This window comes from Streptomyces sp. SLBN-8D4 (assembly GCF_049739545.1).
In the GTDB taxonomy this organism is placed as follows: domain Bacteria; phylum Actinomycetota; class Actinomycetes; order Streptomycetales; family Streptomycetaceae; genus Streptomyces; species Streptomyces canus_C.
Genome location: NZ_JBMGQC010000001.1, coordinates 5,263,751 through 5,289,227 on the forward strand (window position 1 = coordinate 5,263,751; position 25,477 = coordinate 5,289,227).

A 25,477-nucleotide genomic window follows, 5' to 3' on the forward strand; every position below is an offset into this window, starting at 1 on the left:
AGTGAGCGCTTTCAGCCTCGCACGGTTCCCCGCCGGCGCTGAAGGACGTGCTGTGCGGGGGGTCAGCCGCGTACGGTACGGCGGCGGCCGCGGGCGGCGGCCGCCCCGCGCCGGGCCACCGCCGGGGACGCCACCTCGGGCGCCCGGGGTGCCGGGGCGTGCAGTGCGTACGCCACGTCGAGGGCCAGGGCGATTCCGGCCGGGTCGGTACCGGCCACCGTGTGCGAAACCTGCTTGATCATGACGTACTCCTCGCGAGGGTCGGGGGGTCAGCTGTCGGAGCCGCCGGCCCGCAGCGTGGCCAGGTCGGACTTGACGGTGTTGATCGGGATGGAGAAGCCGAGACCCGCGCTTCCGGCCGTGGACGAGTCCGAAGTGGCCGAGTACATCGCCGAGTTGATGCCGATGATGTTGCCGTTCATGTCGATCAGCGCGCCGCCGGAGTTGCCCGGGTTCAAGGACGCGTCGGTCTGGATCGCCTTGTACGTCGTCGTCGAGGAGCCGGTGTCGCCGTTGAACTGCTGCCCGCCGAACTCGAACGGCCACTGGCCGCCTCCGCCCTGCCCCTGGCCCTGGCTCTGGCCCTCGTCCGTGGAGACGGTGACGTCCCGGTTGAGGGCGGAGACGATACCGCTGGTCACGGTGCCGGTCAGGCCCTCGGGGGAGCCGATCGCCACGACCTGGTCGCCGACCTGGACGCCGGCGGAGTTGCCGAGGGTGGCCGGGGTCAGACCGGAGGCGTTCTCCAGCTTGATGAGGGCGAGGTCCTTCTTGCTGTCGGTGCCGACGACCTTCGCGGTGTAGGACTTGCCGTCGCTGGTGCTCACCTTGATGGTGGAGGCGCCGGAGACGACATGGTTGTTGGTGATGATCTCGCCGTCGCTGGTGATGATCACACCGGATCCGGTGGACTCCCCGGCGTTCGAGGTGGCGTTGATCTCGACGATGCTCGGGCTGACCGCCTTGGCGACCCCGGCGACCGTGCCCTTCGCGGAGGACGGCACCACGTTGGTGCTGGTGCTGCTGGAGGCGACGGTGTCGTTGCCGGTCAGCTCCTGGATGCCGTAGGCGGTGCCGCCTCCTATCGCCGCGGCGACGATCGCGACGGCGGCGAGGAGGGCGAGGGGGCCGCGGGTGCGCCGCTTCGGAGCGGGGGCGGGTGCGCCGGGCTCCGCGGTGAGGAGAGCGGTTCCGCCGCCGTTGCCGTCGCCGCCGTAGGAGCCGGCGCCCCCGGAGGCGAAGGCGGCGGGCTGCGCCTGAGGCTGCTGGTGTCCCGGCCACACGGTGGCCGGCTCGACGACCGGCTGCGGGGGCGCCGCGGGCGGCTGGGCCGGCGGGGGCGGCCACTCGGGGTTCACGGGCGACGAAGCGTGCTGCTGCTGGGCGCCCTGGTGGGGGTTGTCGTACTGCTCGTACTCGCCGTCGCGGCGGAAGCTCTCGGTCATGACAAAAAGCTTGTCCCGCGACCATGAGAGCTTCCTGAGTGCTTGCTGAGAAGCCCGGCAGAACCTCGTATGCCCGATATAAAGCCGCCGCTGGCCTCCGGCCGGATGTTCTCAGACGGTCTTCAGGAACTCACTCGCAGCCGCAGGAGCGCCGCACGACCAGCTTCGACGGGAACACCTTCAGCCGCTCCCGCCGGGACCCCGCGACCCGGAGCCCGTCGTCGAGCACCAGATCCACCGCGGCCCGGGCCATCGCCGACCGGTCCGACGCCATGGTCGTCATCGGCGGATCGGCGAGCGCGGCTTCCTTGATGTCGTCGAACCCGATGACCGCCAGTTCCCCCGGCACGTCGATGCGCAGCTCGCGCGCGGCCCGCAGCAGGCCGATGGCCTGGTCGTCGGTGGAGCAGAAGATGGCGGGCGGCCGATCGGGCCCGGCGAGCACCCCGAGCGCCACCTGGTACGCGTCGTAGCGGTTGTACGGCGCCTCGAAGAGCCGTCCCTCGGTCGGCAGCCCGGCCTCCTCCATGGCCTGGCGCCAGCCCTCGACGTGGTCGGAGACCGGGTCGCCGACGGAGGGGGTGTCGGCCGTACCGCCCATACAGGCGACGTAGGGGTAGCCATGGCCCAGCAGGTGCTCGACGGCGGTCTTGGCCCCGGTGAGGTCGTCGAGGACGACGGCCACGTCGTCGATCGCCTCGGGCCGCTCGTGCAGCAGCACGACCCGGGCGTCCCACGCGTCGATCTCGGCGGCGGCGTTGTCGTTCAGCGCGTGCGAGACCAGGATCAGCCCGGAGACCCGCATCCCGAGGAACGCCCGCAGGTAGTGGACCTCGCGTTCGCCGATGTAGTCGGAGTTCCCGACGAGCACCATCTTGCCGCGCTCGGACGCGGCCTGTTCGACCGCGTGCGCCATCTCCGCGAAGAACGGCTGGCGCGCGTCCGGCACGATCAGGCCTATGAGATCGGTGCGCCGGGACGCCATCGCCTGGGCGACCCGGTCGGGCCGGTACCCCAGCTCCTTGATCGCGGCGAGGACACGCTCGCGCGTGGCCGGGGCGACCGGCCGGGGTCCGTTGTTGATGACATAGCTGACTACGGCGGTGGACGTTCCCGCCAACCGCGCCACGTCATCCCTGGTTACCTTGGCCACGCGCGGAGTCTACGCGGATAAACCCGCTCTGGGCAGGGCGTGAAGGAGGTCCCTGTACTCCCGCCGAGCGGCATGCGGGAGTACGTCGGTGCCGAAGCCATGCCCATGCGCGGGGCCCGCTACGCCTCTACGTCCTCAAGGGCGACGCTCTCGTCCACATCCTCCGTCTTTGCCCGGTCCGCCTTGGCCTTCGCCTCGTCGCTGACCCGGTCGCCCTTCTCGGGCGTAACGAATCGATAACCGACGTTCCGGACGGTTCCGATCAGCGACTCGTGCTCGGGGCCGAGCTTCGCGCGCAGCCGTCGTACGTGCACGTCGACCGTCCGGGTGCCGCCGAAGTAGTCGTAGCCCCAGACCTCCTGGAGCAGCTGCGCGCGCGTGAAGACGCGGCCCGGGTGCTGGGCGAGGTACTTCAGGAGCTCGAACTCCTTGAAGGTGAGGTCGAGGACCCGGCCCTTGAGTTTGGCGGAGTAGGTCGCCTCGTCCACCGACAGGTCGCCGTTGCGGATCTCCATGGGGGAGTCGTCGCTGACGATCTGCTGCCGGCCCATGGCGAGCCGCAGCCGCGCCTCGACCTCGGCCGGACCGGCGGTGTCGAGGAGCACGTCGTCGATGCCCCAGTCGGCGGTGACGGCGGCCAGGCCGCCCTCGGTCACGACGAGGATGAGCGGACAGCCGGGCCCGGTCGAGCGCAGCAGCTGGCACAGGCTGCGGACCTGGGGCAGGTCGCGGCGTCCGTCGATGAGGATGACGTCGGCACCGGGGGTGTCGACGAGTGCGGGGCCTTCCGCCGGAGCCACGCGCACGTTGTGCAGGAGCAGGCCGAGGGCCGGAAGCACCTCCGTCGACGGCTGGAGGGCATTGGTCAGGAGCAGCAGAGAACTCATATGTCTGGTTCCTCCTCGGTCCCGCGAGGTCATGGCTTTCGTATACAGGGGTATCCGAAAGCACAAAAGGACCCGGGGGCTGCATTGCCCGAGTCCTGTTCCGACGAGAATAGCCCACATGAGCATTGATCCGGCAGGTCGTGTGGTGCGTTCCACCGTCAGTCCGCACTCTGAGACGCGCAGACCTGCACCTATACGGACGTTTCTGCACACCGACGACGGCGTGACGATCGATTCCGTATACGATCCGCCCTCCTTCGTATACGACGCCTCCCGGCCACCCGCGCGTGACCTGGTGTTCGTGATCGCGCATGGTTTCACCGGCGACGTGGATCGCCCTCATGTTCGCCGGGTGGTGGAGGCGTTCACGCGGTACGGCGGCGTGGTCACGTTCTCCTTCCGCGGCCACGGAGCCTCCGGCGGGCGCTCGACGGTCGGCGACCGCGAGGTGCTGGATCTGGCCGCCGCAGTGGCGTGGGCCCGCGAACTCGGCCACGCGCGCGTGGCGACCGTCGGCTTCTCCATGGGCGGTTCGGTGGTGCTGCGGCACGCGGCGCTGTACCGGCGGGAGACCGGAGGCCGCACGGACGCGCACCCGGACGCGCACACGGACGTGGTGGTCTCGGTCAGCGCACCGGCCCGCTGGTACTACCGCGGCACAGCCCCCATGCGCAGACTCCACTGGCTGGTGACCCGCCCCTCGGGCCGCCTGGTCAGCCGCTACGGATTCCGTACGCGCATCCACCACCGCGACTGGGACCCCGTCCCGCTCTCCCCGGTCGAGGCGGTCCCGAGGATCGCCCCCACCCCCCTGCTCATCGTCCATGGCGACCGCGACGGCTACTTCCCCCTCGACCACCCGCGGATGCTCGCCGAGGCCGCCGGCGACCACGGCGAGCTGTGGATCGAGCCCATGGGCCACGCCGAGCACGCGGTCGGCGACGAGCTGCTGGGCCGTATCGGGGACTGGGCTGTCACAGCGGGCGGCTAGCCTGGCCCCGTACACCACCGATCGATTGAGGAAGCGGATGCCAAAGGTCACGGTGCGCTACTGGGCCGCCGCGAAGGCCGCGGCCGGGATCGCCGAGGAGCCGTTCGACGCGGCCACCCTCGCCGAGGCGCTGGACGCGGCGCGCGAGCGACACCCCGGTGAACTCGTGCGCGTCCTGCGGCGATGCTCGTTCCTCGTCGACGGTGACCCCGTGGGCACCCGCGGACATGAGACGGTACGGCTGGCCGACGGCGGCACGGTCGAGGTGCTTCCGCCGTTCGCAGGAGGGTGACGATGACGAACCAGCCGTACGAGGGTTACGACCCGTACTCGCAGCAGGGCTGGCCGGCCCAGCAGGAGTACGACGACCCGCAGGCCGCCCAGCAGCAGTACACCCAGCAGTGGCAGGGCCAGACCTGGGACACCCAGGTCCAGGCACCGGCCGCGGGGGCCGCGGAGACGGCGTATCCGCCCCAGCAGACGTACGACGCGGAGGCCCAGGGATACGGAGCGGGGCAGCAGGGGGCCGCCGCACCCGGACAGGGCCCCGGCGCGTACGGCTCCCCGGCACCTTCGCCCGGCCCCTATGGTTCCCCAGCAGGTGCTCCCGGTCCGGGCGCCTACGGACCCGCGCCGACGGCTTCCGCACCCGCCGCCCCCGGGGCCGACACCTCCGGCTACGGCCCCGCCACCGTCGCCGGCAACGCCCGCGTCACCGACGCCCAGCGTGCCCGGCTCGAAGGCCGGTCCCCGATCATCGAACCCGGCATCCAGCCCGCCGCGCTCACCGCGCTGCTCGGCCTGCTGCTCTCCGGTGCGGCGGCCGTCGGGTCGTACGCCCTCCTCGTACCGCTCGTCGTCCTCCAGGCCGTCACCGCGGCCGGCTGGTTCCGGCTGAACGGCATGTGGCCCGCCCGGCAGGGCATCGCGCTGGCGTTCCTCGGCGCGCTGGTCGCGGACGCGGCCGTGCTGACGGCCGGCCGGGAGAACGCGCCCGCGGCGATCCTCGGCACCCTCGGCGTCTGGGTCCTGCTCAGCCTGGTCATGCAGCTCCGCTCGCACGCCGACCCCGACGAGCGGATGTACGGCCTGATGGCGACCGTCGCCTCGGCGGCCCTGGCGATCGTCGCCACCGGCCACCTCGCGGCGGACCCGGACGCGGTGACGGTGGGCGCGGCCGCGGTGGCCGTGGCGGTCCTGGCACGCGCGCTGCCCCTGCCCACCGCGGCCTCCGTGGTCGTCTCGCTGCTCGCCGCGGCGGGCGCGGGCATCGCCGTGGGCGGCATGACGGGCCTCGGCGCGAAGGGCGCCCTGCTCGGTGCGGGCGCGGCGGTGTGCGCGCTGATCGGCCACCGGGTCGCGAGCTACGACTACCCCTCCCGCTTCGTGCACTTCACGGCCGGCGTGGCCCTGCCGCTGGCCGCGTCGGCCCCGGCGGTGTACGTGCTGGGCCGGGCGATCGGCTAGGCCGGCGGGGGCGTCTCGGTCCAGGGGCAGAACGGGTGCCCCGGACGGGTCGTAGAGCACCCGTATGTCGTCCTGGGGCTGGTGCCCGGCGAGCCGCGCTCCCTGCGCCACCGCCCGCGCGGTCTCGGCCTCCGGATCGTCCACCTCGACGTCGAGGTGCAGCATCATCTGCCGGTCGCCTGGCTTGCGCGTGGGCCAGACCGGCGGGACGTACAGGTCGGCTCCTTGAGGACCACGGTGGACAGCCGCGCGGAGAAGGACATGCCCGCCTTTCCTACTGCCGCCGCCGCTTCCCGTCCAGCTCGTCCCACCACTCGTCGGACTTGGGGTCGCCGGAGGGGTCGTCCCACCAGCGGTCGTCGGGTCCGCGCCGGTTGGCGACCATCGCGGCCACCGGCGGGATCACCATGGCGACCACGCACATCCCCACGGCCACCGGTATCGACCAGAGCCGCACGACTCCCCAGGCCAGGACGAACAGCCCGATACAGGTGCCCATCATGGCGAAGTAGACATGACGTCGGCGTGCCAACATACGTCCAATGTAGGCCCGGCAAGGCCGAAGGGCCGTACCCCGTGATCCGGGGTACGGCCCTTCGGCCGATCAGCTGGTCGGCTGCCTCAGACGGCGATCGCGACCTCGGCCAGGCCGCCCTGCTGGGCGACGACCGTGCGGTCGGCGGTGGCGCCCGGAACCAGGGCGCGGACGGTCCAGGTGCCCTCGGCCGCGTAGAAGCGGAACTGGCCCGTCGCGGAGGTCGGGACCTCCGCCGTGAACTCGCCGGTCGAGTCCAGGAGGCGGACGTAACCCACCACAGGCTCGCCGTCACGCGTCACCTGGCCCTGGATCGTGGTCTCACCGGGCTTGATCGTCGAGGCGTCGGGGCCGCCGGCCTTCGCTCCACACATGTCTTTCTCCAGATTCAGAAGGGTCTGACCGGAAGGAAGGCCGGTCGGGTTGGACGGGGTGTCTTACTTGTTGGCGCCGAGCTCGATCGGAACGCCGACCAGGGAGCCGTACTCGGTCCAGGAGCCGTCGTAGTTCTTGACGTTCTCGACACCGAGCAGCTCGTGCAGCACGAACCAGGTCAGGGCCGAGCGCTCACCGATGCGGCAGTACGCGATGGTGTCCTTGGCGAGGTCGACCTGCTCGTCGGCGTAGAGCTCCTTGAGCTCGTCGTCCGACTTGAAGGTGCCGTCGTCGTTGGCGTTCTTCGACCACGGGATGTTGCGCGCGGACGGGACGTGGCCCGGACGCTGCGACTGCTCCTGCGGCAGGTGGGCCGGGGCGAGCAGCTTGCCGGAGAACTCGTCGGGGGACCGGACGTCCACCAGGTTCTGCGAGCCGATCGCGGCGACGACGTCGTCACGGAAGGCGCGGATGGACTTGTTCTGCGGCTTGGCCGTGTAAGTGGTCTCGGGGCGCTCCGGGACCTCCTCGACCAGCTCGCGGGCGTCCAGCTCCCACTTCTTGCGGCCGCCGTCGAGAAGCTTGACGTTCTCGTGGCCGTACAGCTTGAAGTACCAGTAGGCGTAGGACGCGAACCAGTTGTTGTTGCCGCCGTAGAGGATCACCAGGGTGTCGTTGGCGATGCCCTTGGCCGACAGGAGCTTCTCGAAGCCCTCCTGGTCGACGAAGTCGCGGCGGACCGGGTCCTGCAGGTCCTTGGTCCAGTCGATGCGGATCGCGTTGCGGATGTGGTTCTTCTCGTAGGCGGACGTGTCCTCGTCCACCTCCACGATCGCGATGTCGGGGTTGTCGAGGTTGGCCTCGACCCAGTCGGCATCGACCAGGACGTCGCTGCGGCTCATGCTCTTTCTCCTCCGGGGCAGTTGCGGCGGGGCGTGCGGAAGGGTGCGCGGGGCGCACGGATGCCTGAGAGTCCAGGGCAGGGGGGATGCGGAGGTCGGTGCCGTCCGCTCAGAAGGGGCGACAGAGCATGGCGGCGACGCGGCACAGGTCTACTGCCCGCCGCTTCGTGAGATCCGCCTGTCGCTTCATAGTGGTCGATCGTAGGGACGGACATACCGGCATGTCACCGGTGTGTCGCATGCTGAGATGCGATCGTCCGGGATGTGGGACCAGAAGGGCGCCCGGGCCGTGGTCCCACGGTTCCCGGGCGCGTGTAGTCGTCATCACATCTACGGTACGGACGTCACCGTCTCGCCTGTCGGACGCGCGGCCTCCGGCCTGTCGTTCGTCCTGCCCGGCTCGTCCTACCCGGCCAGCTTGACGTCCGAACCCTTCACCGCGATCTCCACACCGTTCGCACCCGCTTCGACCCGGTCGAGCTTGATACCGCCCGGCAGGCCCTCGATCTTCTGGTCGAAGTCGGCGACCGAACGGAAGTCGGAATCGGCGAGGGTGATGTTCCCGAAGCTCGGGATCGAGTCGGCGTGCACCCGCACGGTGTCGCCGTCGACGACGCTGACGGTGCTGAGCACCGAGACGGGCTTCTCCAGGGCGCTGAACTTGATGTCGACCTTGATCTTGCCGTTCCCGCCGTCGGAGAGGCCGACGACCTTGGCGGTGACACCGAGCGGAAGCCGGGCCTCCGCGGACCCCGCGGCCTTCAGCAGCTGGTCGTAGGCGATGGTCGCGGTCCCGGCGGCCGCGGTGGCGGTGGCGGAACTGTAGTCGCCGGAGAACGCGACGCCCTTCATGGCGGCGTTCAGGTCGTCGATACGGATCGTGCCCCCGCTGGTCCCGGTGTCCGCGGCGTAGTCCTTCATCCCGACCTCGACGTCGTCGAGCTCACCGCCGGCCACCTGGGTCAGGAACGGGAAGCCCTTGATGTCCACGCTCGGCGTCGTGGTCAGCCCCTCCTGCGTCTTCAGCCGGTCCGCGACCTCGCCCTCCGCGAAGTGGACCGCCAGACGGTCGGCGGCGACGAACAGCCCGCCGAGGATCACGGTGATGATCAGAAGTATTCGCAGGGCGCGCATACGGTCGGTTCCCCCAGAGCGGCGGTGGTGTCGACGGACGGGTGGCCGTCGAGCGTGAGAGTAGCCCCGTCGGGCCAGGGGACCGCGAGATTGTCGATCACCTGTGACAGGACGAGGGCGCTGTCGCTGAGTTCTTCTCGTGCCCTGCCCAACGGGCGGTATTCCACGGCAGTACGAACGGGCACGCATCCAGACGCCTGCCGCCTGCCGCTCCCGGGACTCAGTAGACGAGCGCCTGCGTCCCGTCGGCCAGCGCCTCCTGCACGAAGACCTGCGCCCCCGCGATCCGTACGCCCTCGATGACGTCCTTCTCCGTGATGTCCCGGCGGGCCGCGCACTGGGTGCACAGGGTGAGCCGGCCGCCCGCGAGGATCGAGTCGAGCAGGTCGGGCAGCGGGGCGGCGTGCGGCAGTTCGAACTCGGCGGCCCGCCCCGGCAGCGCGAACCACGCCGACTCCCCGGTCAGCCACAGCGAGACGTCCACCCCGCTGGCCACGGCCACCGCCGCCACGGTGAACGCCTGCGAACAGCGCTCGGGGGCGTCGGCCCCTGCGGTCACCTTGATCACGAGCTTCTTCGCCATGGCCGAATCGTAACCAGCGCGGCTACAACTCCGGCCGTCGATCACGAGTCACCTGTGCGCGTGTATATGGCATGCGCGCTTCAGGTTGGGTGTGAGGGATGTCTTGCAAGTGCCCGAAGTAGCAGAAGAAACAGGGGTACCGGCCCTGGCGGCGGACCCGCCGGTGGTGGGCCGGTCGCCGCGCCGCCGTGGACGGACCACGATGCTGATCGCCGGCGCCGCCGTGCTCGGTGTCGTCGCCGGCAGCTGTACCGGTTACCTGATCCAGGCCGACCGCGAGCCGACGAAGCTGTCCTCGCTCTCCCAGCCGACGCTCGTCCAGGCCAAGGGCCCGGCACCCGAACCGCTGTCCGCGGCCCAGGACCGCCGCGTGAAGACCGACGGCGACCTGCGCAAGCTGCTGCTGAAGAAGCCGAGCGGAGCCAAGGCCGCCGAGTGGGCCGGCATCGACGGCTGGATGACGCTGGCCGACATGGCGGAGACGTACGAGAAGCCGGCCGGGGCGTTCAGCGAACTCGTCTCCGGCGAGTTCCGCCGCGCGGCTGACACGGGCTGGAAGGTCGGCAGTACCTACGGTGTCGAGATCCGCCTGATCCAGTACCGGCAGGAGCAGGAGTTGCAGGCCTCCTACATGGCCGACGGCGAGAACGACTACGAGGACGCCGAGGGCGGCACCAGGAGCTGGGCGGTCCCGGGCAGCGACAACGGCATGGCCTACGTCCACACCAAGCCGGACACCAAGCCCGGTTATCTGGCGCAGTACAACGCCACGGCCATCGCCCAGCGGGGGGACATCGTCATGAAGGTCTTCGTCTGGGACACCAAGCCGATCCCGAAGGCGAAGATCATGGACCTGGCCGAGCGGCAGGTGAAGAAGCTGTGAACGAGAGCGAGAACCAGCAGGTGGGCGAGGTCGGCCCCGCGGAGCTCACGGTCGCCGGCGAACCCGTGACTCCCGCGCCTGCCGAGAAGCCGGCGCGCCGTGGCCGTATCGCCGTGGTGATCGGGTCCGCGGTGCTGGCCGTGGCGGTCGTCGCGGGGGTCGGCTACACCGTGATCACCGTCGAGGGCGCCGACCGTGACGCGGGCGCGCCCGTGTGGACGTTCCCGAAGGGCGGCGCCGACCAGGAGAAGGCGGCCGCGCCGAAGGGGCTGGCGTCGATGCTCGTGCCGTACGGCGCCGACGGGTGGAGCCGGGGGCCGGACATCGGGGAGTACGGGTACGACGCCCAGCTCAGCGGTGCCGAGGCCACGGCCCTGCGCAAGCAGTCGCTGACCGGGCTGCCCCGTAGTCAGCGCAAGGCGCTGGAGAAGCAGATCGACAAGCAACGGCTCACGGGTATCGCGATGCGCAGCTACCTGAGCACCGACCAGCTCTCCTCCGTCTACACGGACAAGGCCTCCACGGTGACCATCGAGCTCGCGCAGCTGGACAACAAGGCGGCGGCGCGCGGGATCACCAAGTACCAGAACGAGTTCCTCGACGCACTCGGCGACGTCCTGCGTGCGGGGCCCCGGATCGAGGGCCACAAGGACGCCCGCTGCTTCCTGTTGCCCACGGACAAGGACGAGAAGCTGGACTCGATGTTCTGCGGGGCCCAGCAGGGCAACGTCCTGGTCGGTCTCACCGCGGACAGCCCCAAGCCCATGCAGCAGACAGCGATCGCGATGCTCCTGCGCGAACAACTCGACCGCATCGCGGAACCGGGGGAGTCGGTATGACCGAGCAGACGGAAGAGAAGCCCGAGGCGACCGTTCCGCGCGCCGAGACCGAGCAGGCGTCGGTCGCCGAGTCCTACAGCGCGGCGCCGAAGACGGCCGTTCCCGGTAGGACGGACCAGACCGAGCACCAGGGCTCTCAGCCGCCCACGTCCGAGCGGCAGCCCGCGGCGGCGCTCCGGTCCGAGACCGCGCCGGTTCCGGTGGCCGCGCCTGCCTCGGCGTCGGTGCTTGCGCCTGCGCCGCCAGCCGTGCCTGCCTCCGAGCCGCAGCCCGCACCCGCGCCCGAGGCCGCGACGCCGCTCCGGTCCGAGCCCGCGCCGGTCCCGGCGCCTGCGCCCGCCTCGGCGTCGGTGCTCCCGCCCGCGCCGCAAGCCGTGCCTGCCTCCGAGCCCGCACCCGCACCCGCGCCCGAGGCCGCGACGCCGCTCCGGTCCGAGCCCGCGCCGGTCCCGGTGGCCGCGCCCGCCTCGGCGTCGGTGCTCCCGCCCGCGCCGCAAGCCGCACCCGCCCCCGAGCCACAGCCCGCACCCGAGCCGCAACCCACACACGCGCCCGAGGCCGCGCACATGCCCGAGCCCGCAGCCGCCCCGGATCCCGCTCTCACCCCAGACCCCGCTCTCACCCCAGACCCCGCCCCCAAGACCCGCCGAGTCCTTCGAGCAACGCTCCGCTGGACCGCCGCCCTCCTCACCTTCGCCGCGTTCGGGGCCGGGAGTGCGTACGGGATCGCCGGGATGGAGCGGACGGACGTGCCGGGGCTGGGGACCGTGTCGGACGGGCGGTGGGTCTATCCGGTGTTGACGAAGGCGCCGTTGCCGTCCGGGAGCCCGGGGCCGCTCGCCAAGGAGAACAAGGCCGGCAGCCACTACGCCGATCTGCGGGCGCTCGTGCTGCCCGCGCCCAGGGGGGCGACCCTCGACAAGGCGCTCAGCGGTACCGACGGCTGGCTGCCGACGAAGGACCTGCTCCCGGAGTACGCCGAGAAGGAGGACCGCGACGAGCTCGGGACGAAGCTCTCCGAGAACGGTCTGCGGCACATCGCGGCCCGCGGCTGGACCACCCCCGACGGCACCCGCAACCCGGATCTATCTGCTCCAGTTCGACACCGCGGCCGTCGTGGACGATCTGTTCGGCGAGGACATCGCCCCGTACGGCAGCCCCGGCTACGAACTGCGCGACGCCCCCGACTCCGTCTCCGACGAGGCGTTCCCGGACGCGGCCCGAATCCCCGACATCACCGCGTCCGTCTACGTCGAGTCGAAGCCGTACGGCAAGGAGTAGGCCCGCCACGCCTACCTCGGCGCCGGCGACGTACTCGCCCTGGTCGTCCAGTCCCGCAGGGGCACCGTCAACCCCGTCCCCTTCCAGCAGACGGTGGCCCTCCAGAGCCAGCTCCTGGGCTGAGGAGACCCGCACGGCCCCCCGGGCCCCGGCCGCGTAAGCTGGGGCCCGGCCCTGTGTACATGCACCGCACCCCGCTCATCCGAGGAGCACCCCGTGGAGATCTTCTTCGAAGCCCTGCTGGTCCTGGTCTGCGTCGGCGTTCTCGCCTTCGCCGGTCTGACCGTGAAGAAGCTGTACCAGGGCCAGCGCTGACCCCCCTCTAGGAACCGCCACTCATGATCGAGATCCCGTCCGACCTCCACAAGGACCTCGTCCCGCTCGCCTTCCTGCTCGGCAACTGGGCGGGCGCGGGCGTGCACGACTTCCCCGGCTCGGAGAAGTGCAACTTCGGCCAGGAGGTGACCTTCGGCCACGACGGCCGGGACTTCCTGGAGTACGACTCCCACACCTGGGTGCTGGACAACGACGGCAACAAGGTCCGCCCGCTGGAGTCCGAGCACGGCTTCTGGCGCATCGACGCCGACCGCAAGGTCGAGGTGACGATGGTCCGAGACGACGGCGTCGTCGAGATCTGGTACGGCGAGATGGCCGCCCAGAAGCCGCAGATCGACCTGGTGACCGACGCCGTCGCGCGTACGGCCGCCTCGGGGCCGTACAGCGGTGGCAAGCGGCTCTACGGCTACGTCAAGAGCGACCTCATGTGGGTCGGCGAGAAGCAGACCCCCGAGGTCGAGCTGCGCCCCTACATGTCGGCCCACCTGAAGAAGGTCGTCACCCCGGAGGACGTCGAGCGCTGGGCCAAGGCCCTGCCCGACGACATGCCGGACGACGGGATCGCCTTCTTCAAGTAGGTCCCGCACCCCAAGCAGGTCCAGCACCACAAGCAGGTCCCGCACTTCCAGCAGGTCCCGCACCCAGAGGTCCTAGACTTCCGGGTGTGGTGAGCACCGACTGGAAGAGCGACCTGAGGCAGCGCGGCTACCGGCTGACGCCGCAGCGCCAGCTTGTCCTCGAAGCCGTGGACACCCTGGAGCACGCGACCCCCGACGCCATCCTCACGGAAGTGAAGAAGACGGCGTCGGGGGTCAACATTTCCACGGTCTACCGGACCCTGGAGCTCCTGGAGGAGCTCGGCCTGGTCAGCCACGCCCATCTCGGGCACGGGGCCCCGACGTACCACCTCGCCGACCGCCATCACCACATCCACCTGGTCTGCCGCGACTGCGAGAACGTCATCGAGGCGGACATCAAGGTGGCCGCCGACTTCACCGCGAAGCTCCGGCAGGAGTTCGGCTTCGAGACCGACATGAAGCACTTCGCGATCTTCGGCCGCTGCAAGGACTGCTCTCTCAAGGCTTCAACTACCGAGTCGTAGGCTTATGCGTATGAAGAGCCCCCTGCTGTCCCTGCCCGGCGCCGTCCCCGCCGAGGGCGTGGACGAAGGCGTCGCCGCGCACTACGGCGACCTGTTCCGCGAACAGCGCGCCCTCGCCGGCGGCACCGGATTCGTCGACCTCTCGCACCGCGGGGTCGTGTCCGTCACCGGCGACGACCGCCTGAGCTGGCTGCACCTGCTGCTCACCCAGCACGTCAGCGACCTCCCCACGGGCCAGGCCACCGAGGCGCTGATCCTCTCCGCGCACGGCCACATCGAGCACGCGCTGTATCTCGTCGACGACGGCACGACGGTGTGGGCGCACGTCGAACCCGGCACCCAGGAGGCACTGATCGCCTACCTGGAGTCGATGAAGTTCTTCTACCGGGTCGACGTCGCCGACCGCACCGACGAGTTCGCGATCGTCCACCTTCCCGCCGGTTCCATCGCCGAGGTGCCGGAAGGGGTCGTCGTACGCGAGACGCCGTACGGCCGTGATCTGTTCCTGCCCCGCGCGGACCTGGAGTCGTTCGCGGAGAAGTCCGGCCCCGCGGTCGGTCTGCTCGCCTACGAGGCGCTGCGCGTCGAGCACCACCGCCCCCGCCTGGGCTTCGAGACCGACCACCGCACCATCCCGCACGAGCTGGGCTGGATCGGCAGCGCGGTGCACCTCCAGAAGGGCTGCTACCGCGGCCAGGAGACCGTGGCCCGGGTCCAGAACCTCGGCAAGCCGCCGCGGCGCCTGGTCTTCCTGCACCTGGACGGCAGCGAGGTGCACCTGCCGCCCGCGGGCACCGACATCCGGCTCGCGGACGAGGGGCCCGACGGCCGCAAGATCGGTTTCGTGACGACGTCCGTACGGCACCACGAGCTCGGCCCGGTCGCGCTCGCTCTGGTCAAGCGCAACGTCCCGCTGGACGCGCGCCTCGTCGCCGACACGACGGCCGCGGCCCAGGAAGTCGTCGTGGAGCCGTAGGCAAGCCGGGGTCAGCGCGGGACGGCGACCTTCGCCGCCAGCGTGAAGCCCGAACCGGTGATCGTCACGGCGCTGCCGAGCGCCTCCAGTACATCCGGCATCACCAGCAGCACGGTGATGCCCCCGGCGAGCGCGGCGACAGCGATGATCACTGCTGCTATCGCGTTCGGCATCGGAAGCCGCGTGACACCGGTGCCGCCGGTCCACGGCCGCGGCGTAGGCGGCGTAGACGATCCACCAGGGGTCTGTTCTGAAGGCGGGTGATGTTCCATGCCGCTTCTCCCTTCATCTCATCGATCTCGTCAGCCCAGGTGAGAGGCAAACCACGGACGAGGCGGTAGCAGCCGCATGGCCCGTGCTCGGAGAGATGCCCGGTGGCGTGGTCGTCCAACACGGAGCAGGAGTACGGGATTTGGGGCAGGAGGATGCAGGAGTCGGAGCTCCGCCGTCCGCCGTACGGAAAGCACGACTGCGACCCCGGCCGGATCAACATCCGGCCGGGGTCGCTCAAGTCGCCGGAGCCCGCTGCTACGAGCCCCGCGAGCCGGCTGCCGGGGAACCATGTACCTCGCTCACCTGGGCTGACAGGGAGAAGGGCTCCGCCAACTTGCTGAAGTTGGCAGCCAACTACACAGTACTTATCTCCACTTGGAGGCGACTTATAACCACCCTCCCTACAACTCCAGCAGGACGGTGAACGGCCCGTCGTTCATCAATGACACCCGCATCTGCGCGCCGAACCGACCCGTCTTCACCGTCGCACCGAGCGCCCGCAGCTGAGCGACGACCTCGTCGACGAGGGGCTCGGCCACCTCGCCGGGGGCGGCCGCGTTCCAGGTGGGTCGACGGCCCTTGCGGGCGTCGCCGTACAGGGTGAACTGGCTGATGACGAGCAGCGGGGCGTTGATGTCGCTGCATGACCTCTCGTCCCGCAGCATGCGGATCGACCAGAGTTTCCGGGCCAGTTGGGCCGCCTTCTCCTTGGTGTCCTCATGGGTCACGCCGACGAGGACACACAGCCCCTCGCCCTCGATCGCCCCGACCGTCTCGCCTTCGACGACGACGCTCGCGCCGTCCACTCTCTGCACCACTGCACGCATATGACCATCATGCCGGGCCGCCGAAGGTGCCCCGCACCTGCTCTTTTTTTGATCCTTAAGCCCCCATCTGGGGCCGTTCGGGGGCACTCGGTCACATAGCGGCCACTTGGGGTGGCACGATGCTTCCACACGCCGGTCGAGGGGACGGTCTACGCCCATGAGCACATCGAGTACCAGGCAGCCTTCGGGGTCTGTTCCGTTGACGCGCGCGGGCGATCCGGAGTGTCACCGGCCGCCCGTGCAGCGCATGGACAGCCCGCAGCTGCCCCCGGACCCGCCCAAGCACGACCTGACCGCGCCGAGCCTGCCCGAGCTGCGTACGCTACGCCGGGACGCCCAGCGCGACGAGGCCGACCTCAGCTATGTACGGCGGCTGCTGCAGGGCCGTATCGACATCCTGCGGGCCGAACTGGCGCGCCGGTCCCCGGCGGGGGCCGCGTCCGTCGTCGACCGGCTCTCGGAGATCTTGACCGACGCGCCCGCCCGGTACCGCTCCTCCGCCCGCCACGTCACGCTGGGCACGCCGTACAGCGAGGAGTACCGGCTGCTGGCCGCCGAGATGCTGGCCGAGGTCGAGCTGTCCGACCTGGACGCGCGCACCGACCTGGAACTGAACACCGCGATGGGGCGGCTCGTGCGGTACGAGCAGCAGGTCTCCCGCCGCCGACAGCGACTGCAGCGCACCGCGGACGACTGCAGCGCGGAGATCGCACGTCGGTACCGGGAGGGGGAGGCGCAGGTGGACGATCTGCTGATGTGAGGGCGTCCTCCGGGAAACCATCATGACCGGGCTGACACTCTCCTGGTGACTTCGGATACGGCGCAGGCTGAGTCGGTGGCAGCGGAGACGGAGAACGAGAAACCGACCCGGTTGGCGATCGTGACCGCGACTCGCCGCGCGTGGTCAGCAGGTACCTGAGCCGCGACCTCACCTCCTGCGTCACCCCTCACATCTCTACGGCCGGACCGAGCGGCGCGCCGCGGTCGAGGCAGGCGCACGGACGGGGTCGCCTCCCTGGAGCGGGGTGTGCGTGTCCTGCGACACCTGACCGGCCCCGGACGTGCGTGTGCGGGAAGAACAAGAGGGCGTCGGCCGGGGGCCGACGCCCTGCTGCGTACGTCCAGGCGGCTTTGGTGCCCGGAGCTGATCCGAAGTCTCCTTTGCCGACGGTGGCTGACTGTTCATCCGTAGCTGTGCTCTTCAGTTGTGGCTGTACTGGTGAGGCTCTTCAGTTGTCGGTGTTCAGTTGTGGCTGTGCGGTTGGTGCAGACTGGCCGGGCTCCCGGCTCCCCTCCGGAAGGGAGTCCGGCCAGCCGGACTGGGATCAGCCCGACGGGGCGAGCAGCATCACGAGAATCACCGCTCCCAGGCCGCTGATCACGGTGTTCTTGGCCTTGAGTCCGATGGACAGGGCGACGAAGGCGATGATGCCCATCGCGCCGTACTTCCACTGGATGAGCTGCTCGAATCCGATGGCGAGGGCTGCCACGGCGAGGGTGACGAGAGGCATGAGGTCCATCCTTCCCAGCAGTGGAGCGGGCTCCGCCGCTATGAGATGCCGAGGTGCCAAAACAGCCAACTACCGGAAGGTGTAGCCATGTTGAGTAAGTTGGTAACCAACTTACTCCAACTCAAGGGTAGTTGGAAGTGCTTGGTTGCCATCTTCTGAACAACTGCCCAGAGATGGTCGAGAGTTGTAATCTTTCGATGTGGACAAGGAAGACTCCCCCCTCAACCGGTGGAAGAGGGCAGAGAGGCCGCAGTGGTCGCACCGTGAAGTGGCCGATGAACTGCGCGGGCGGATCAGGTCCGGCGTGCTCAGGCCGGGCCAGCGCATGCCCACTCAGAAGGCGCTGGCTCTCGAGTTCGGCGTCGAGCGCGGCGCCGTGCGTCAGGCGTTGCGTACCCTGCAGGCGGAGCAACTGCTCACCAACGTGTCCAAGGGAAGCCCCGCGACAGTCGCACCGGACTCGGGCCTCAGCAGGGCTCTGAACGGTTCCGAGGGTTCGCCGCTGCCCACAACCGCGGCTCTGCCCAGCCGTGTCGCGGACGCTTTCGCGGCACCGCACGTCGAGATCGACGCCCTGTGCCTGACCTCGGCCTCCCTCACCCTCGCCATCGGGGAGCCGCTGCGCCGGATTCATGCCGGAGTGCTGACGCCGGCCAAGGTCGACGTCCGCGTCCTGCTGCCGAGTCGGGACATCAACATCGCTTTTCCGGTCCCGGTGGGCGACTCGGCGGACGGCCGGCTGCAGCACCGTTGGCTGGCCCAGCGCAACGCCCAGGGCCAGGTACTCAGACACAACCTGCTGGCCCTGCGTTCCACGCACGGCATCGACGTCCGCGTCACGTTCCGCGCGCTGCCCTTCACCCCGCCGATGAAGCTGTACCTGCTCAACGGCACGGAGGCGCTCTTCGCGTACTACACGCTCACGCGGCGCGAGGCCGAGATCGACCACGAGCATCTGGAGATGTACGACGCGGAAGGCACGCAGTCCATGCTGTTCGCCTTCAGGCAGGGCGCCGGGCTGCGCGACACCACCTTCGTCGAGCAGTCGCACCTGTGGTTCAACGCGCTGTGGGAGACCATCAGCAGCGACCTCTCGCTGACGGACTGACCGGGTCACAGCGCGGGCCTCGTGACGAGCAGGGCGAGTGCCACCGCGCCTATGGTGCTGCAGGTGTGGTTGCGTGTCCGGATCCCGACGACCAGCAGGATCAGCGCGACGATGCCGACCGGACCGTACCGCCACTGGGTGAGCTGGTCGACGGTCACGACGAAGACGGAGAGCAAGAAGGCGATCACGGGCACGGCAGTGCCTCCTCGACCGGGCAACTGGGCCAATTTGGAACGTCCGGACAACTCCGTCCGGGTGGGTCGGAGTTGTAGCGTTTGGACGTGACTCAGGAGAACGCCGCGGTGAACGGCAGCAGAAGGCTCTCGCCCCAGGAGATCGCCGACATCCTGCGGGAGCGCATCCGCGGGGGCCACCTCAGGGCGGGGGACCGGCTGCCCACCCAGGCCGAGCTCTCCGAGGAGTTCGGGGTGGAGCGGGGCAGGGTGCGCGAGGCGCTGCGCGCCCTCCAGGAGGACGGTCTTCTCAGCAATGTGAGCAAGGGGAGTCCGCCGCGGATCGCGCAGCCGACGCGGAATCAGAACGAGCCTCAGCCCACGATGGTGGGGCTGGCGCCGCGGCTGACGGAGGCGTTTTCGGCCCGGAACGTCCGCGTCGACGTCACCTGCCTCACCGCCGAGACGCTGATGCTCGCCTTGGGGGAGCCGCTCCGCCAGATCCATGAAGGGCGTATCCGCCCGGAGTCGATCGATCTCCGCATCCTGCTGCCCTCGCGCGACATCGACCTTGCATTTCCGGTCCCGGTCGAGGGCCGCGGCGACGACGATCCGGTCCACGGGCGCTGGCTTGCCCAGCGCAACGCCCAGGGGCACGTCCTGAGGCACAACCTCCTGAGCCTGCGCTCCTCCCACGGTATCGACGTCCGCGTCACCTTCCGTGCCCTGCCCTTCACCCCGCCGGTGAAGCTGTATCTCCTCAACGGCACGGAAGCGCTGATCGCCTACTACATGCTCAGTCGCCGCGAGGAGACCTCCGACAGCGGAACCCTCGACATGTACGACGTCCTCGGCTCCCACTCCCTCCTCTTCTCCTTCGAGACGAGCACCGGGCAGCGTGACGCCGCGTTCGTGGAGCAGTCGCAGAAGTGGTTCGACGCCTTGTGGGAGACCATCACCACGGATCTCACCCTCAGTTAGCCACGGCGTCCGCCCGTCGTGACGCAGACTGAGTCGGTGACATCGCACACGGAGAACCTCCAGGACCTGATCACCCGCGCGCGTTATGTACTCTTCGACTTCGACGGTCCGGTCTGCCGTGTGTTCGCGGGCCACGCGGCGGACGGCGTGGCCGCCAGACTCGTCGAATGGCTCGAAGGCCTGGGAGAGCAGCGGTTGCTGACCCCCGAAGAGCGGCAGGCGACCGACCCCTGGGACGTGTTGCGGGCGGTCGGACGCCGGCGTCCGGGCAGCGACCTGACGGCCGAACTGGAGGGGCGGCTCACCGCGGAGGAGCTCGATGCGATCGCGTCCGCCATGCCCACGGCCCACGCCGATCCGCTGATCCAGAGCTGGCGGGCGTACGGAGCGCAGCTGGCGATCACCACCAACAACTCCGCGCAGGCCGTATGGAAGTACCTGAAGGGACGGAAGCTGGACGACCGCTTCGCGCATGTGTATGGACGCACCCGGGACCCGGGTCTGCTCAAGCCGCATCCGCACTGTCTCCAGCAGGCGCTGACCGCGTTCCGCGCGGACCCCTCGGACGCGCTGATGCTCGGCGACTCGCCTCCGGACGTCGAGGCGGCCCGGCGAGCCGGTGTCGCCTTCCTCGGCTACGCGCGCAACGACAGGAAGGAGAAGGAGCTGCGCGAGGCGGGTGCCGAGAACATCGTGTACTCCTTGCTGGAGGTGGTACGGCTGCTCAAGGGCTGAGCGGTTCGCACCGGAGGTCGTTGCCATGCTCATCACTCCTTTCACCTGCGCCATCCCTACAACTTCCCGTCCAATTGGCTTGCCTGCCTGACCAGTTACTTCCCAACTGGACTGATCGCTTAACCTCCAGTCCAATAGGATTGCTTGTCTGACTGGAAGCGGGTTGCTTCTGGGCTGATGGGAGTACCATCGCGGCGTGAACGAAGACGTGGGTGATGAGCGGAGTGAGGGTGAAGGCGGGGCGACCTATCAGCGAGTCAGAGGCGAACTGCTGAACCGTCTGCTCGACGGGACGTACGCCCTCGACTCGCGGCTGCCGTCACAGCGTGAGTTGTCGGAACAGTTCGACGTGTCGCGAGACACCGTGCAGAAGGTGCTGCGGGAGCTGGCCGGTGAGGGGTGGATCTCCTCACGGCAGGGCAGCGGGACCAGAGTGATCAAGGTGCTCAAGAGTCAGGCGCCTATCTCGTCCGCCGGGGGGCGAAGGGTCACGTTGGGCGAGCTCATGGACGATGCCTTCAAGCAGCCCGAGGTCACCCTCGACGTCTTCACTCTCAGTTCCGAGTCGCTGGCCTTCCAGATCCGTCGCCAGGACGAGCAGATCCGACTCGGCGAGCGTCCGGAGCTCCAGCGGATCGCCCTGCGCATGCTGCTGCCTGTCGCGGACCTGCAGCACCCGCCGTATCCGACCGCCGTGGACGACGTCGACAAGCCGGCGGTGTGGGAACGCCACCTGGTCACCATGCGTAGCAGTACGACCTCGATCAAGCAGAAGCTCCATGACCTCAGGGTCGCGAAGCTGGTGCCGTCCGTGAGTCTCGAGATCCGCTACGTGAGGTTCCCCCCGCTGCTCAAGCTGTATCTGGTGAACGGCTCGGCGATGCTGTCCGCGCCGTATGTGTCGGTCAAGCGCCCGATCTACTTGGAGGGGCACGACGATCCCGTGGACGCGATCGACGTGCTGGGTGTCGGCGCCCCGCTCACCTACGACGTCAAAGACCACGACCCGCAGTCGCAGGCCTCCGAGAAGGTCGACAACTGGCGCATGTGGTTCGAGTCGGCGTGGGACTTCCTCACCGAGTGAGGTCGGGGCGCGGGTGACGGAGGCCCGGTGTCCATATGCTGACATCGTGTGATGTGGCTCCTTTTGGAGGGCTAACCTCTGCCGCCATGGCGCTCCAACTGCTCCACCGGGCCCACCAGTCGCTGGTGCGGCTCTTCGCCCAGATTCGCCACGCGGCCGAGGACGGGTTCGTGGGCGAGGGTTACCACAACACGACCCGCATCAGGGAACTCCGGCTGCCGCTGGCCCTCTTGCTGGGGAAGTGGCCCGTCAGCCTCCTGGGCGTGTTCCGCACCCCTAAGAGGGATGCGATCGAATCGATCCCGCGGATCTGGCCTCGTGAGGCCGAGGTCCTGCGTGCCGTGAACTCCCGGCTGCCGGACGTGCCCCGCTGTCTCGTGGACACCGGCCCCTGGACCTTGAGCAGCTATGTGCCGGGGCGTCTGCTGGAGAAGGAGGTGCCGAAGGGAGGGACCTACGGCACGCCCCTGATGTCGAAGCTGGCAGACGTCTTCGCGGCCCTCGCCGATGTGTCCAAGGACGAACTCCCGCAGTTGCCGGCCTACTGGCCCCGCGACTGGGACAGTCAGGGCTTCTTGCGGTGCCAGGTTCAGTTCACCAACGACGCGGTGTACGGGGCCAATCTGGCTCGCTTCGGCACGCTGTTCGACGCGGTCGGTGTTCCGGAGGATGCCGCGGAGCGGTTCCTGGCCATCACACCCGGCCTCACCCCGCGTCCTTTCAGCCTCCTGCACACGGATGTCCACCCGGGCAACATCGTGCTCTCACCGCGGAAGGACGGGACGCGGCCCGTGGTCATCGACTGGGAGTCCGCAATGTACGGTGACCCGCTGCACGACCTGGCGACCCATCTGGTCCGTATGGGCTACATCGACGCGGAGCGGGACGCCATGATCAACGAGTGGTTGCGGGCGATGCGGCCCAGGCACCCGGAGGCGACCGAGGGCCTGGAGAAGGACCTGCCCGTCTACCTGGCCTTCGAGCACGTCCAGTCGGTGTTCCCCGACGTGATGCGGGCCGCGCTCAAGCTGCCAACCCGGCCCACCGATCAGGACTTCGCCGTCGCCGCCGACAAGGTGTGCCGCGCTGTTCGGCTGGCCAGGGAAGCGCTGGATCTCGGGGAGTCCCCGGCAGATCTGCCCACGGTCGGGGCGGCGCTACGGCAGTGGCACGAGTCGGAGCGCCGAGTGGCGCATGCCTGCGGGCAAGGAGAGGAAGGGCGCGGATGGAAGGACTTGCGCAAGAGCGGGCGCCGGGTCGGAGGAGCGGTGAGCGTCAGGCTGGGCGGAGTGGTCACGGCCTCGCTGACCTGGACGGTGGTGACGCCTTGGTAGCCGCCGCGCGGGCACTCCTCGCCCGAGCTCGCTGTGTCCTCTTCGACTTCGACGGTCCGCTCTGCCGGCTGTTCCCCCAGGGCTCCTCCAGGAGCGTGGCCGACGCACTCCGCCGTATCGTCTCCGACTCCGGCCTCGTGGATCTGCTGTCGGAGGCCGAACGGACCAGCAAGGATCCGCACTTGGTGCTGCGCGCCATGCACCGTGTCCGGTGGGAGACGGATCTGCACGCCCTCGGCGTCAAGGACGGAGACCTCCAGGACCTGGTGACGCGACTGGAACGGCGCCTGACCGAGGGCGAGATGGCCGCCGCGCTGATCGCGGAGCCGCCGTCGCCGGACACAACGGACTTCGTCAGCGGTCTGGCCGGGCGCGGGCTGCGCCTGGCTGTTGTCACCAACAACTCGCCGCGCGTGGCCGACCGTTATCTGGAGCTTCACGGGCTGCGCCGGCACTTCAGGGCCGTCCACGGCCGCACCACCGACCCCGGCCTGATGAAACCGCATCCCGACGTCCTTCGGCGGGCCCTGCGGAGCCTGGGCCTTCAGCCGGCGGACGCTGTGATGATCGGAGACACGGACGCTGACGTCGGGGCGGCGCGGGGGATGGGTGTCCGGTTCATCGGGTATGACATGGATCCGTCCCAACGTGCGGGGGCGGAGGTTGTGATTGAGGCGTACGCTCCATTGCTCGGTGAGGTGGGGGAGAGAGATGCCCGTGGCTCCGCAGCTCGTTTCGTCGGCGAGGCGGCGCGCCGATGAGATGTCTGACGTCGGCGAGGTCATCAAGGGTCCGCTGAAGGGCTATCACCACGAGACCTATGTGTTGCGGCTGCCGGGCGGGACGGGGGCGGTCAAGGTCCGGGAGCCGCGCGCCGAGATCCTCTGGTTTGACCGCAGGTGCTTCGCGTCGGAGGAGGAGCTGCTGCGCGCCCTGCAGGGGCACGTCAGTTGCATCCCCGACATCATCGACGTGAGCGGCGTGGGGCTGCAGAGCTTCATCGAGGGCCGGACGGTCCGGCAGCACCCCTTGTTGAATCGACGAGTACCCGACGCGGTCTTCGACCAGCTCGTCGGACTGTTCCGGGAGATGGCGGGGATCACCCCGTACATACTGCCCGTGCAACGGCGTTGCGAGAACAAGGACCGTTCGGAGGACGGCGACTGCGGGGGTTTCATGGAGCGTCTCATCACGTTCAGTGAGGAGCAGGTCTTCAAGAGGAACTCCGCGCGGTTCGGCGGGCTTTTCAGTGAGTTGGGCGTGGACGGAGACTCGTTCGACCGGCTCAGAAAGTATGTGTCCGGGCTGAAGGACCGCCCCTTTTGTCTGCTGCACGCCGATCTGCACCGCAAGAACCTCGTCGTCGACGAACGGGGCCGACTCTGGGCCATCGACTGGGAGCTGGCGATGCTGGGCGATCCCCTGTACGACCTGGCGACCCATCTTTACCTGATGCGCTATCCGGCGGCCCAGGAACGCCGCATGATCCGAGCGTGGTGCGAGGCCGTGGAGCGGGTCTGTCCGGGCGGCTCGTTTGGATGGGAAGAGGACCTGCCGCGGATCCGGGACTTCAAGAAGGCGCAGTCCGTGTTCACCGACGTCATCCGGGTTTCCCTGTCCCTGTGCGAGGGCGCGGGGTTCGACTGGGCGGGCCTTCCCCGGGCCGGGCGGACGTTGCGGAGAGCGCTGGCGAACGCCGCCGAGCCTCTGGGGCTGGACGCCGTGCCGAATTACTCGCAGATCATGGCGGCGCTTGTCCGGTGGCATCTCGCGGAGACGTGGGCTGCGCACGGCCTTCACGCCTACGGCTGAGACCTGGCCGCTCGGGCATCCAGCACCAACGGGCAGCTTGGTGCCCGGTCGGTCCGGCTCACCGGGCCCAGCGCTGTGACCGGCGTGGTGCGTAGGCTCACCCCATGACCGCCCCCGGCCTCCGCGAGCGCAAGAAGCAGCAGATGTACGCGAACGTGTCCGAGATCGCCGTCCGCCTGTTCCTGGAGAAGGGCTTCGATGCCGTCTCCGTCGCCGAGATCGCTGCCGCCGCGGAGATCTCCAAGCCCACCCTCTTCCGGTACTTCCCGGCCAAGGAGGACCTCGTCCTCCACCGGATCGCCGATCACGAGGACGAGGCCGCGCGGGTTGTGGAGCAGTCGGACGAGGCGCCGCTCGTGGCCCTGCGGCGGCACTTCCTCGACGGGCTGGAGCGGGAGGATCCCGTCACCGGGCTCAGTGATCACCCGGACGTTCTCGCCTTTCACTCGCTGCTCTACGGCACCCCCGCTCTCGTCGCCCGGGCCCACGGGCACCTGGAACGGCAGGAGGCCGCGCTCGCCGAGGTGCTCGGGGGTGATCTCGACGCGCGGCTGGCCGCTGGGCAGATCATCGCCGTGCGGCGGATTCTCGCGATGGAGAACTGGGGGCGGATCGCCAAGGGGGAGCCGGTCGAGGAGGTACGCGGGGACGCCGTGGCCGCGGCTGAGCGGGCGTTTCGGGTCCTGGCGGACGGGTTGCCGTGGCTCGCGTGAGTGAGAGCGCGTAAAAAATTTAACTCGGTCACGTTTT

At 69.4% G+C, this 25,477-nt stretch carries 32 protein-coding genes and 2 pseudogenes; 18 read left to right on the forward strand and 16 right to left on the reverse strand.

Features of this window, described 5'->3' with window-relative positions; translation table 11 throughout:
• Window positions 1-62 precede the first annotated feature (62 nt).
• The 4 genes from RKD20_RS23780 to RKD20_RS23795 form a co-directional block, all read right to left on the reverse strand.
• Window positions 63-242, reverse strand: coding sequence for a hypothetical protein (locus RKD20_RS23780; RefSeq protein WP_424879474.1), 180 nt, complete (start codon window positions 240-242; stop codon window positions 63-65).
• Window positions 243-269: 27 nt separating this feature from the next.
• Complete coding sequence (locus RKD20_RS23785; protein ID WP_424879475.1) at window positions 270-1,445, reverse strand: S1C family serine protease; 1,176 nt, start codon at window positions 1,443-1,445, stop codon at window positions 270-272.
• Window positions 1,446-1,575: 130 nt separating this feature from the next.
• Window positions 1,576-2,598 (reverse strand): LacI family DNA-binding transcriptional regulator, encoded by a 1,023-nt coding sequence (locus RKD20_RS23790; RefSeq protein ID WP_424879476.1) that lies wholly within the window; start codon window positions 2,596-2,598, stop codon window positions 1,576-1,578.
• Window positions 2,599-2,717: 119 nt separating this feature from the next.
• Window positions 2,718-3,485, reverse strand: coding sequence for a winged helix-turn-helix transcriptional regulator (locus RKD20_RS23795; protein WP_424879477.1), 768 nt, complete (start codon window positions 3,483-3,485; stop codon window positions 2,718-2,720).
• 118 nt (window positions 3,486-3,603) lie between these two features.
• On the opposite strand from RKD20_RS23795, the gene RKD20_RS23800 reads away from it, so the two are divergent.
• The 3 genes from RKD20_RS23800 to RKD20_RS23810 are packed head-to-tail and all read left to right on the forward strand — an operon-like array spanning window position 3,604 to window position 5,943.
• The gene (locus RKD20_RS23800) at window positions 3,604-4,476 is read left to right on the forward strand and encodes an alpha/beta hydrolase (RefSeq protein WP_424879478.1); all 873 of its coding nucleotides are present in this window, start codon (window positions 3,604-3,606) and stop codon (window positions 4,474-4,476) included.
• A 37-nt stretch (window positions 4,477-4,513) separates the two neighbouring features.
• Window positions 4,514-4,768: a MoaD/ThiS family protein gene (locus tag RKD20_RS23805; protein ID WP_007382997.1), complete on the forward strand. Its 255-nt coding sequence runs from the start codon at window positions 4,514-4,516 to the stop codon at window positions 4,766-4,768.
• 2 nt (window positions 4,769-4,770) lie between these two features.
• Complete coding sequence (locus RKD20_RS23810; protein WP_424879479.1) at window positions 4,771-5,943, forward strand: hypothetical protein; 1,173 nt, start codon at window positions 4,771-4,773, stop codon at window positions 5,941-5,943.
• 93 nt (window positions 5,944-6,036) lie between these two features.
• Here RKD20_RS23810 and RKD20_RS23815 read toward each other — a convergent pair.
• The 7 genes and pseudogenes from RKD20_RS23815 to RKD20_RS23845 all read right to left on the reverse strand — a co-directional run.
• Window positions 6,037-6,111: pseudogene (locus RKD20_RS23815) on the reverse strand (VOC family protein); the annotation flags it as partial.
• A 106-nt stretch (window positions 6,112-6,217) separates the two neighbouring features.
• Window positions 6,218-6,478: a DUF3099 domain-containing protein gene (locus RKD20_RS23820; protein ID WP_020122954.1), complete on the reverse strand. Its 261-nt coding sequence runs from the start codon at window positions 6,476-6,478 to the stop codon at window positions 6,218-6,220.
• A gap of 86 nt (window positions 6,479-6,564) precedes the next feature.
• On the reverse strand, window positions 6,565-6,852 hold the full coding sequence (locus RKD20_RS23825; RefSeq protein ID WP_020122955.1) for a DUF1416 domain-containing protein: 288 nt from the start codon (window positions 6,850-6,852) through the stop codon (window positions 6,565-6,567).
• 63 nt (window positions 6,853-6,915) lie between these two features.
• Window positions 6,916-7,755 carry a sulfurtransferase gene (locus tag RKD20_RS23830; RefSeq protein ID WP_424879480.1) on the reverse strand — a complete coding sequence of 280 codons (840 nt, stop codon included), beginning with the start codon at window positions 7,753-7,755 and terminating at the stop codon, window positions 6,916-6,918.
• A gap of 405 nt (window positions 7,756-8,160) precedes the next feature.
• A complete protein-coding gene (locus tag RKD20_RS23835; protein WP_424879481.1) occupies window positions 8,161-8,889 on the reverse strand; it encodes a DUF2993 domain-containing protein in 729 nt (242 codons plus the stop codon).
• A complete protein-coding gene (locus tag RKD20_RS23840; protein ID WP_424879482.1) occupies window positions 8,865-9,074 on the reverse strand; it encodes a hypothetical protein in 210 nt (69 codons plus the stop codon). The genes RKD20_RS23835 and RKD20_RS23840 overlap by 25 nt, the downstream gene beginning before the upstream one ends.
• A 35-nt stretch (window positions 9,075-9,109) precedes the next feature.
• Window positions 9,110-9,472 carry a DsrE family protein gene (locus tag RKD20_RS23845; RefSeq protein ID WP_123990152.1) on the reverse strand — a complete coding sequence of 121 codons (363 nt, stop codon included), beginning with the start codon at window positions 9,470-9,472 and terminating at the stop codon, window positions 9,110-9,112.
• A 202-nt stretch (window positions 9,473-9,674) separates the two neighbouring features.
• Here RKD20_RS23845 and RKD20_RS23850 point away from each other — a divergent pair, with 202 nt between their 5' ends.
• The gene (locus RKD20_RS23850; protein WP_424883300.1) at window positions 9,675-10,355 is read left to right on the forward strand and encodes a hypothetical protein; all 681 of its coding nucleotides are present in this window, start codon (window positions 9,675-9,677) and stop codon (window positions 10,353-10,355) included.
• Window positions 10,352-11,194 carry a hypothetical protein gene (locus RKD20_RS23855; protein WP_424879483.1) on the forward strand — a complete coding sequence of 281 codons (843 nt, stop codon included), beginning with the start codon at window positions 10,352-10,354 and terminating at the stop codon, window positions 11,192-11,194. Before RKD20_RS23850 ends, RKD20_RS23855 begins: the two co-directional genes overlap by 4 nt.
• Before the next feature lie 136 nt (window positions 11,195-11,330).
• On the opposite strand, the gene RKD20_RS23860 is transcribed toward RKD20_RS23855, so the two are convergent.
• Window positions 11,331-11,798, reverse strand: coding sequence for a hypothetical protein (locus tag RKD20_RS23860; protein WP_424883505.1), 468 nt, complete (start codon window positions 11,796-11,798; stop codon window positions 11,331-11,333).
• Here RKD20_RS23860 and RKD20_RS23865 point away from each other — a divergent pair.
• From RKD20_RS23865 to RKD20_RS23880, 4 genes and pseudogenes are all read left to right on the forward strand, one after another.
• Window positions 11,761-12,598, forward strand: a pseudogene (locus RKD20_RS23865) (hypothetical protein). The gene RKD20_RS23860 and the pseudogene RKD20_RS23865 overlap by 38 nt on opposite strands.
• Before the next feature lie 215 nt (window positions 12,599-12,813).
• Window positions 12,814-13,389, forward strand: coding sequence for an FABP family protein (locus RKD20_RS23870; protein WP_424879484.1), 576 nt, complete (start codon window positions 12,814-12,816; stop codon window positions 13,387-13,389).
• Between the two features lie 86 nt (window positions 13,390-13,475).
• A complete protein-coding gene (locus RKD20_RS23875; RefSeq protein ID WP_007382988.1) occupies window positions 13,476-13,913 on the forward strand; it encodes a Fur family transcriptional regulator in 438 nt (145 codons plus the stop codon).
• Window positions 13,914-13,923: 10 nt separating this feature from the next.
• Complete coding sequence (locus RKD20_RS23880) at window positions 13,924-14,889, forward strand: YgfZ/GcvT domain-containing protein (protein WP_424879485.1); 966 nt, start codon at window positions 13,924-13,926, stop codon at window positions 14,887-14,889.
• Between the two features lie 11 nt (window positions 14,890-14,900).
• Here the strand turns inward: RKD20_RS23880 and RKD20_RS23885 are convergent, their stop codons facing one another.
• Together RKD20_RS23885 and dtd are read right to left on the reverse strand one after the other, a co-directional pair.
• A complete protein-coding gene (locus tag RKD20_RS23885) occupies window positions 14,901-15,062 on the reverse strand; it encodes a hypothetical protein (protein ID WP_424879486.1) in 162 nt (53 codons plus the stop codon).
• A 501-nt stretch (window positions 15,063-15,563) separates the two neighbouring features.
• The gene (gene dtd, locus RKD20_RS23890; protein ID WP_424879487.1) at window positions 15,564-15,989 is read right to left on the reverse strand and encodes a D-aminoacyl-tRNA deacylase; all 426 of its coding nucleotides are present in this window, start codon (window positions 15,987-15,989) and stop codon (window positions 15,564-15,566) included.
• A 157-nt stretch (window positions 15,990-16,146) separates the two neighbouring features.
• On the opposite strand from dtd, the gene RKD20_RS23895 reads away from it, so the two are divergent.
• Window positions 16,147-16,749 (forward strand): aerial mycelium formation protein, encoded by a 603-nt coding sequence (locus RKD20_RS23895; protein WP_424879488.1) that lies wholly within the window; start codon window positions 16,147-16,149, stop codon window positions 16,747-16,749.
• 565 nt (window positions 16,750-17,314) lie between these two features.
• On the opposite strand, the gene RKD20_RS23900 is transcribed toward RKD20_RS23895, so the two are convergent.
• Window positions 17,315-17,500, reverse strand: a complete 186-nt coding sequence (locus RKD20_RS23900; protein WP_424879489.1) for a hypothetical protein — start codon at window positions 17,498-17,500, stop codon at window positions 17,315-17,317.
• A gap of 268 nt (window positions 17,501-17,768) precedes the next feature.
• Between RKD20_RS23900 and RKD20_RS23905 the strand changes: the two genes are divergently transcribed.
• Window positions 17,769-18,608: a GntR family transcriptional regulator gene (locus tag RKD20_RS23905; RefSeq protein WP_424883301.1), complete on the forward strand. Its 840-nt coding sequence runs from the start codon at window positions 17,769-17,771 to the stop codon at window positions 18,606-18,608.
• A 5-nt stretch (window positions 18,609-18,613) separates the two neighbouring features.
• Here the strand turns inward: RKD20_RS23905 and RKD20_RS23910 are convergent, their stop codons facing one another.
• Window positions 18,614-18,802 (reverse strand): hypothetical protein, encoded by a 189-nt coding sequence (locus RKD20_RS23910; protein ID WP_424879490.1) that lies wholly within the window; start codon window positions 18,800-18,802, stop codon window positions 18,614-18,616.
• A gap of 81 nt (window positions 18,803-18,883) precedes the next feature.
• Between RKD20_RS23910 and RKD20_RS23915 the strand changes: the two genes are divergently transcribed.
• From RKD20_RS23915 to RKD20_RS23945, 7 genes are all read left to right on the forward strand, one after another.
• Complete coding sequence (locus tag RKD20_RS23915; RefSeq protein WP_424879491.1) at window positions 18,884-19,762, forward strand: GntR family transcriptional regulator; 879 nt, start codon at window positions 18,884-18,886, stop codon at window positions 19,760-19,762.
• 36 nt (window positions 19,763-19,798) lie between these two features.
• Complete coding sequence (locus RKD20_RS23920) at window positions 19,799-20,497, forward strand: HAD family hydrolase (protein ID WP_424879492.1); 699 nt, start codon at window positions 19,799-19,801, stop codon at window positions 20,495-20,497.
• Between the two features lie 196 nt (window positions 20,498-20,693).
• Window positions 20,694-21,581, forward strand: coding sequence for a GntR family transcriptional regulator (locus RKD20_RS23925; protein WP_424879493.1), 888 nt, complete (start codon window positions 20,694-20,696; stop codon window positions 21,579-21,581).
• A gap of 86 nt (window positions 21,582-21,667) precedes the next feature.
• On the forward strand, window positions 21,668-22,915 hold the full coding sequence (locus RKD20_RS23930) for a phosphotransferase family protein (RefSeq protein WP_424879494.1): 1,248 nt from the start codon (window positions 21,668-21,670) through the stop codon (window positions 22,913-22,915).
• A complete protein-coding gene (locus RKD20_RS23935) occupies window positions 22,909-23,676 on the forward strand; it encodes an HAD family hydrolase (RefSeq protein WP_424879495.1) in 768 nt (255 codons plus the stop codon). The genes RKD20_RS23930 and RKD20_RS23935 overlap by 7 nt, the downstream gene beginning before the upstream one ends.
• A 1-nt stretch (window position 23,677) precedes the next feature.
• Complete coding sequence (locus RKD20_RS23940) at window positions 23,678-24,727, forward strand: phosphotransferase (RefSeq protein ID WP_424879496.1); 1,050 nt, start codon at window positions 23,678-23,680, stop codon at window positions 24,725-24,727.
• 104 nt (window positions 24,728-24,831) lie between these two features.
• Complete coding sequence (locus RKD20_RS23945; RefSeq protein ID WP_424879497.1) at window positions 24,832-25,440, forward strand: TetR family transcriptional regulator; 609 nt, start codon at window positions 24,832-24,834, stop codon at window positions 25,438-25,440.
• The last annotated feature ends 37 nt before the right edge of the window (window positions 25,441-25,477 follow it).

What these genes read in the sequence shown, in the direction of transcription:
- RKD20_RS23870 (WP_424879484.1), top strand. Translation starts at nt 12,814, where the DNA reads ATGATCGAGATCCCGTCCGACCTCCACAAGGACCTCGTCCCGCTCGCC.
- RKD20_RS23825 (WP_020122955.1), bottom strand. Translation starts at nt 6,852, where the DNA reads ATGTGTGGAGCGAAGGCCGGCGGCCCCGACGCCTCGACGATCAAGCCC.
- RKD20_RS23835 (WP_424879481.1), bottom strand. Translation starts at nt 8,889, where the DNA reads ATGCGCGCCCTGCGAATACTTCTGATCATCACCGTGATCCTCGGCGGG.
- RKD20_RS23940 (WP_424879496.1), top strand. Translation starts at nt 23,678, where the DNA reads ATGTCTGACGTCGGCGAGGTCATCAAGGGTCCGCTGAAGGGCTATCAC.
- RKD20_RS23800 (WP_424879478.1), top strand. Translation starts at nt 3,604, where the DNA reads ATGAGCATTGATCCGGCAGGTCGTGTGGTGCGTTCCACCGTCAGTCCG.
- dtd (WP_424879487.1), bottom strand. Translation starts at nt 15,989, where the DNA reads ATGCGTGCAGTGGTGCAGAGAGTGGACGGCGCGAGCGTCGTCGTCGAA.
- RKD20_RS23795 (WP_424879477.1), bottom strand. Translation starts at nt 3,485, where the DNA reads ATGAGTTCTCTGCTGCTCCTGACCAATGCCCTCCAGCCGTCGACGGAG.
- RKD20_RS23945 (WP_424879497.1), top strand. Translation starts at nt 24,832, where the DNA reads ATGACCGCCCCCGGCCTCCGCGAGCGCAAGAAGCAGCAGATGTACGCG.
- RKD20_RS23850 (WP_424883300.1), top strand. Translation starts at nt 9,675, where the DNA reads ATGCTGATCGCCGGCGCCGCCGTGCTCGGTGTCGTCGCCGGCAGCTGT.
- RKD20_RS23805 (WP_007382997.1), top strand. Translation starts at nt 4,514, where the DNA reads ATGCCAAAGGTCACGGTGCGCTACTGGGCCGCCGCGAAGGCCGCGGCC.
- RKD20_RS23780 (WP_424879474.1), bottom strand. Translation starts at nt 242, where the DNA reads ATGATCAAGCAGGTTTCGCACACGGTGGCCGGTACCGACCCGGCCGGA.
- RKD20_RS23810 (WP_424879479.1), top strand. Translation starts at nt 4,771, where the DNA reads ATGACGAACCAGCCGTACGAGGGTTACGACCCGTACTCGCAGCAGGGC.
- RKD20_RS23820 (WP_020122954.1), bottom strand. Translation starts at nt 6,478, where the DNA reads ATGTTGGCACGCCGACGTCATGTCTACTTCGCCATGATGGGCACCTGT.
- RKD20_RS23785 (WP_424879475.1), bottom strand. Translation starts at nt 1,445, where the DNA reads ATGACCGAGAGCTTCCGCCGCGACGGCGAGTACGAGCAGTACGACAAC.
- RKD20_RS23845 (WP_123990152.1), bottom strand. Translation starts at nt 9,472, where the DNA reads ATGGCGAAGAAGCTCGTGATCAAGGTGACCGCAGGGGCCGACGCCCCC.
- RKD20_RS23930 (WP_424879494.1), top strand. Translation starts at nt 21,668, where the DNA reads ATGGCGCTCCAACTGCTCCACCGGGCCCACCAGTCGCTGGTGCGGCTC.
- RKD20_RS23830 (WP_424879480.1), bottom strand. Translation starts at nt 7,755, where the DNA reads ATGAGCCGCAGCGACGTCCTGGTCGATGCCGACTGGGTCGAGGCCAAC.
- RKD20_RS23900 (WP_424879489.1), bottom strand. Translation starts at nt 17,500, where the DNA reads ATGCCTCTCGTCACCCTCGCCGTGGCAGCCCTCGCCATCGGATTCGAG.
- RKD20_RS23895 (WP_424879488.1), top strand. Translation starts at nt 16,147, where the DNA reads ATGAGCACATCGAGTACCAGGCAGCCTTCGGGGTCTGTTCCGTTGACG.
- RKD20_RS23880 (WP_424879485.1), top strand. Translation starts at nt 13,924, where the DNA reads ATGAAGAGCCCCCTGCTGTCCCTGCCCGGCGCCGTCCCCGCCGAGGGC.
- RKD20_RS23885 (WP_424879486.1), bottom strand. Translation starts at nt 15,062, where the DNA reads ATGCCGAACGCGATAGCAGCAGTGATCATCGCTGTCGCCGCGCTCGCC.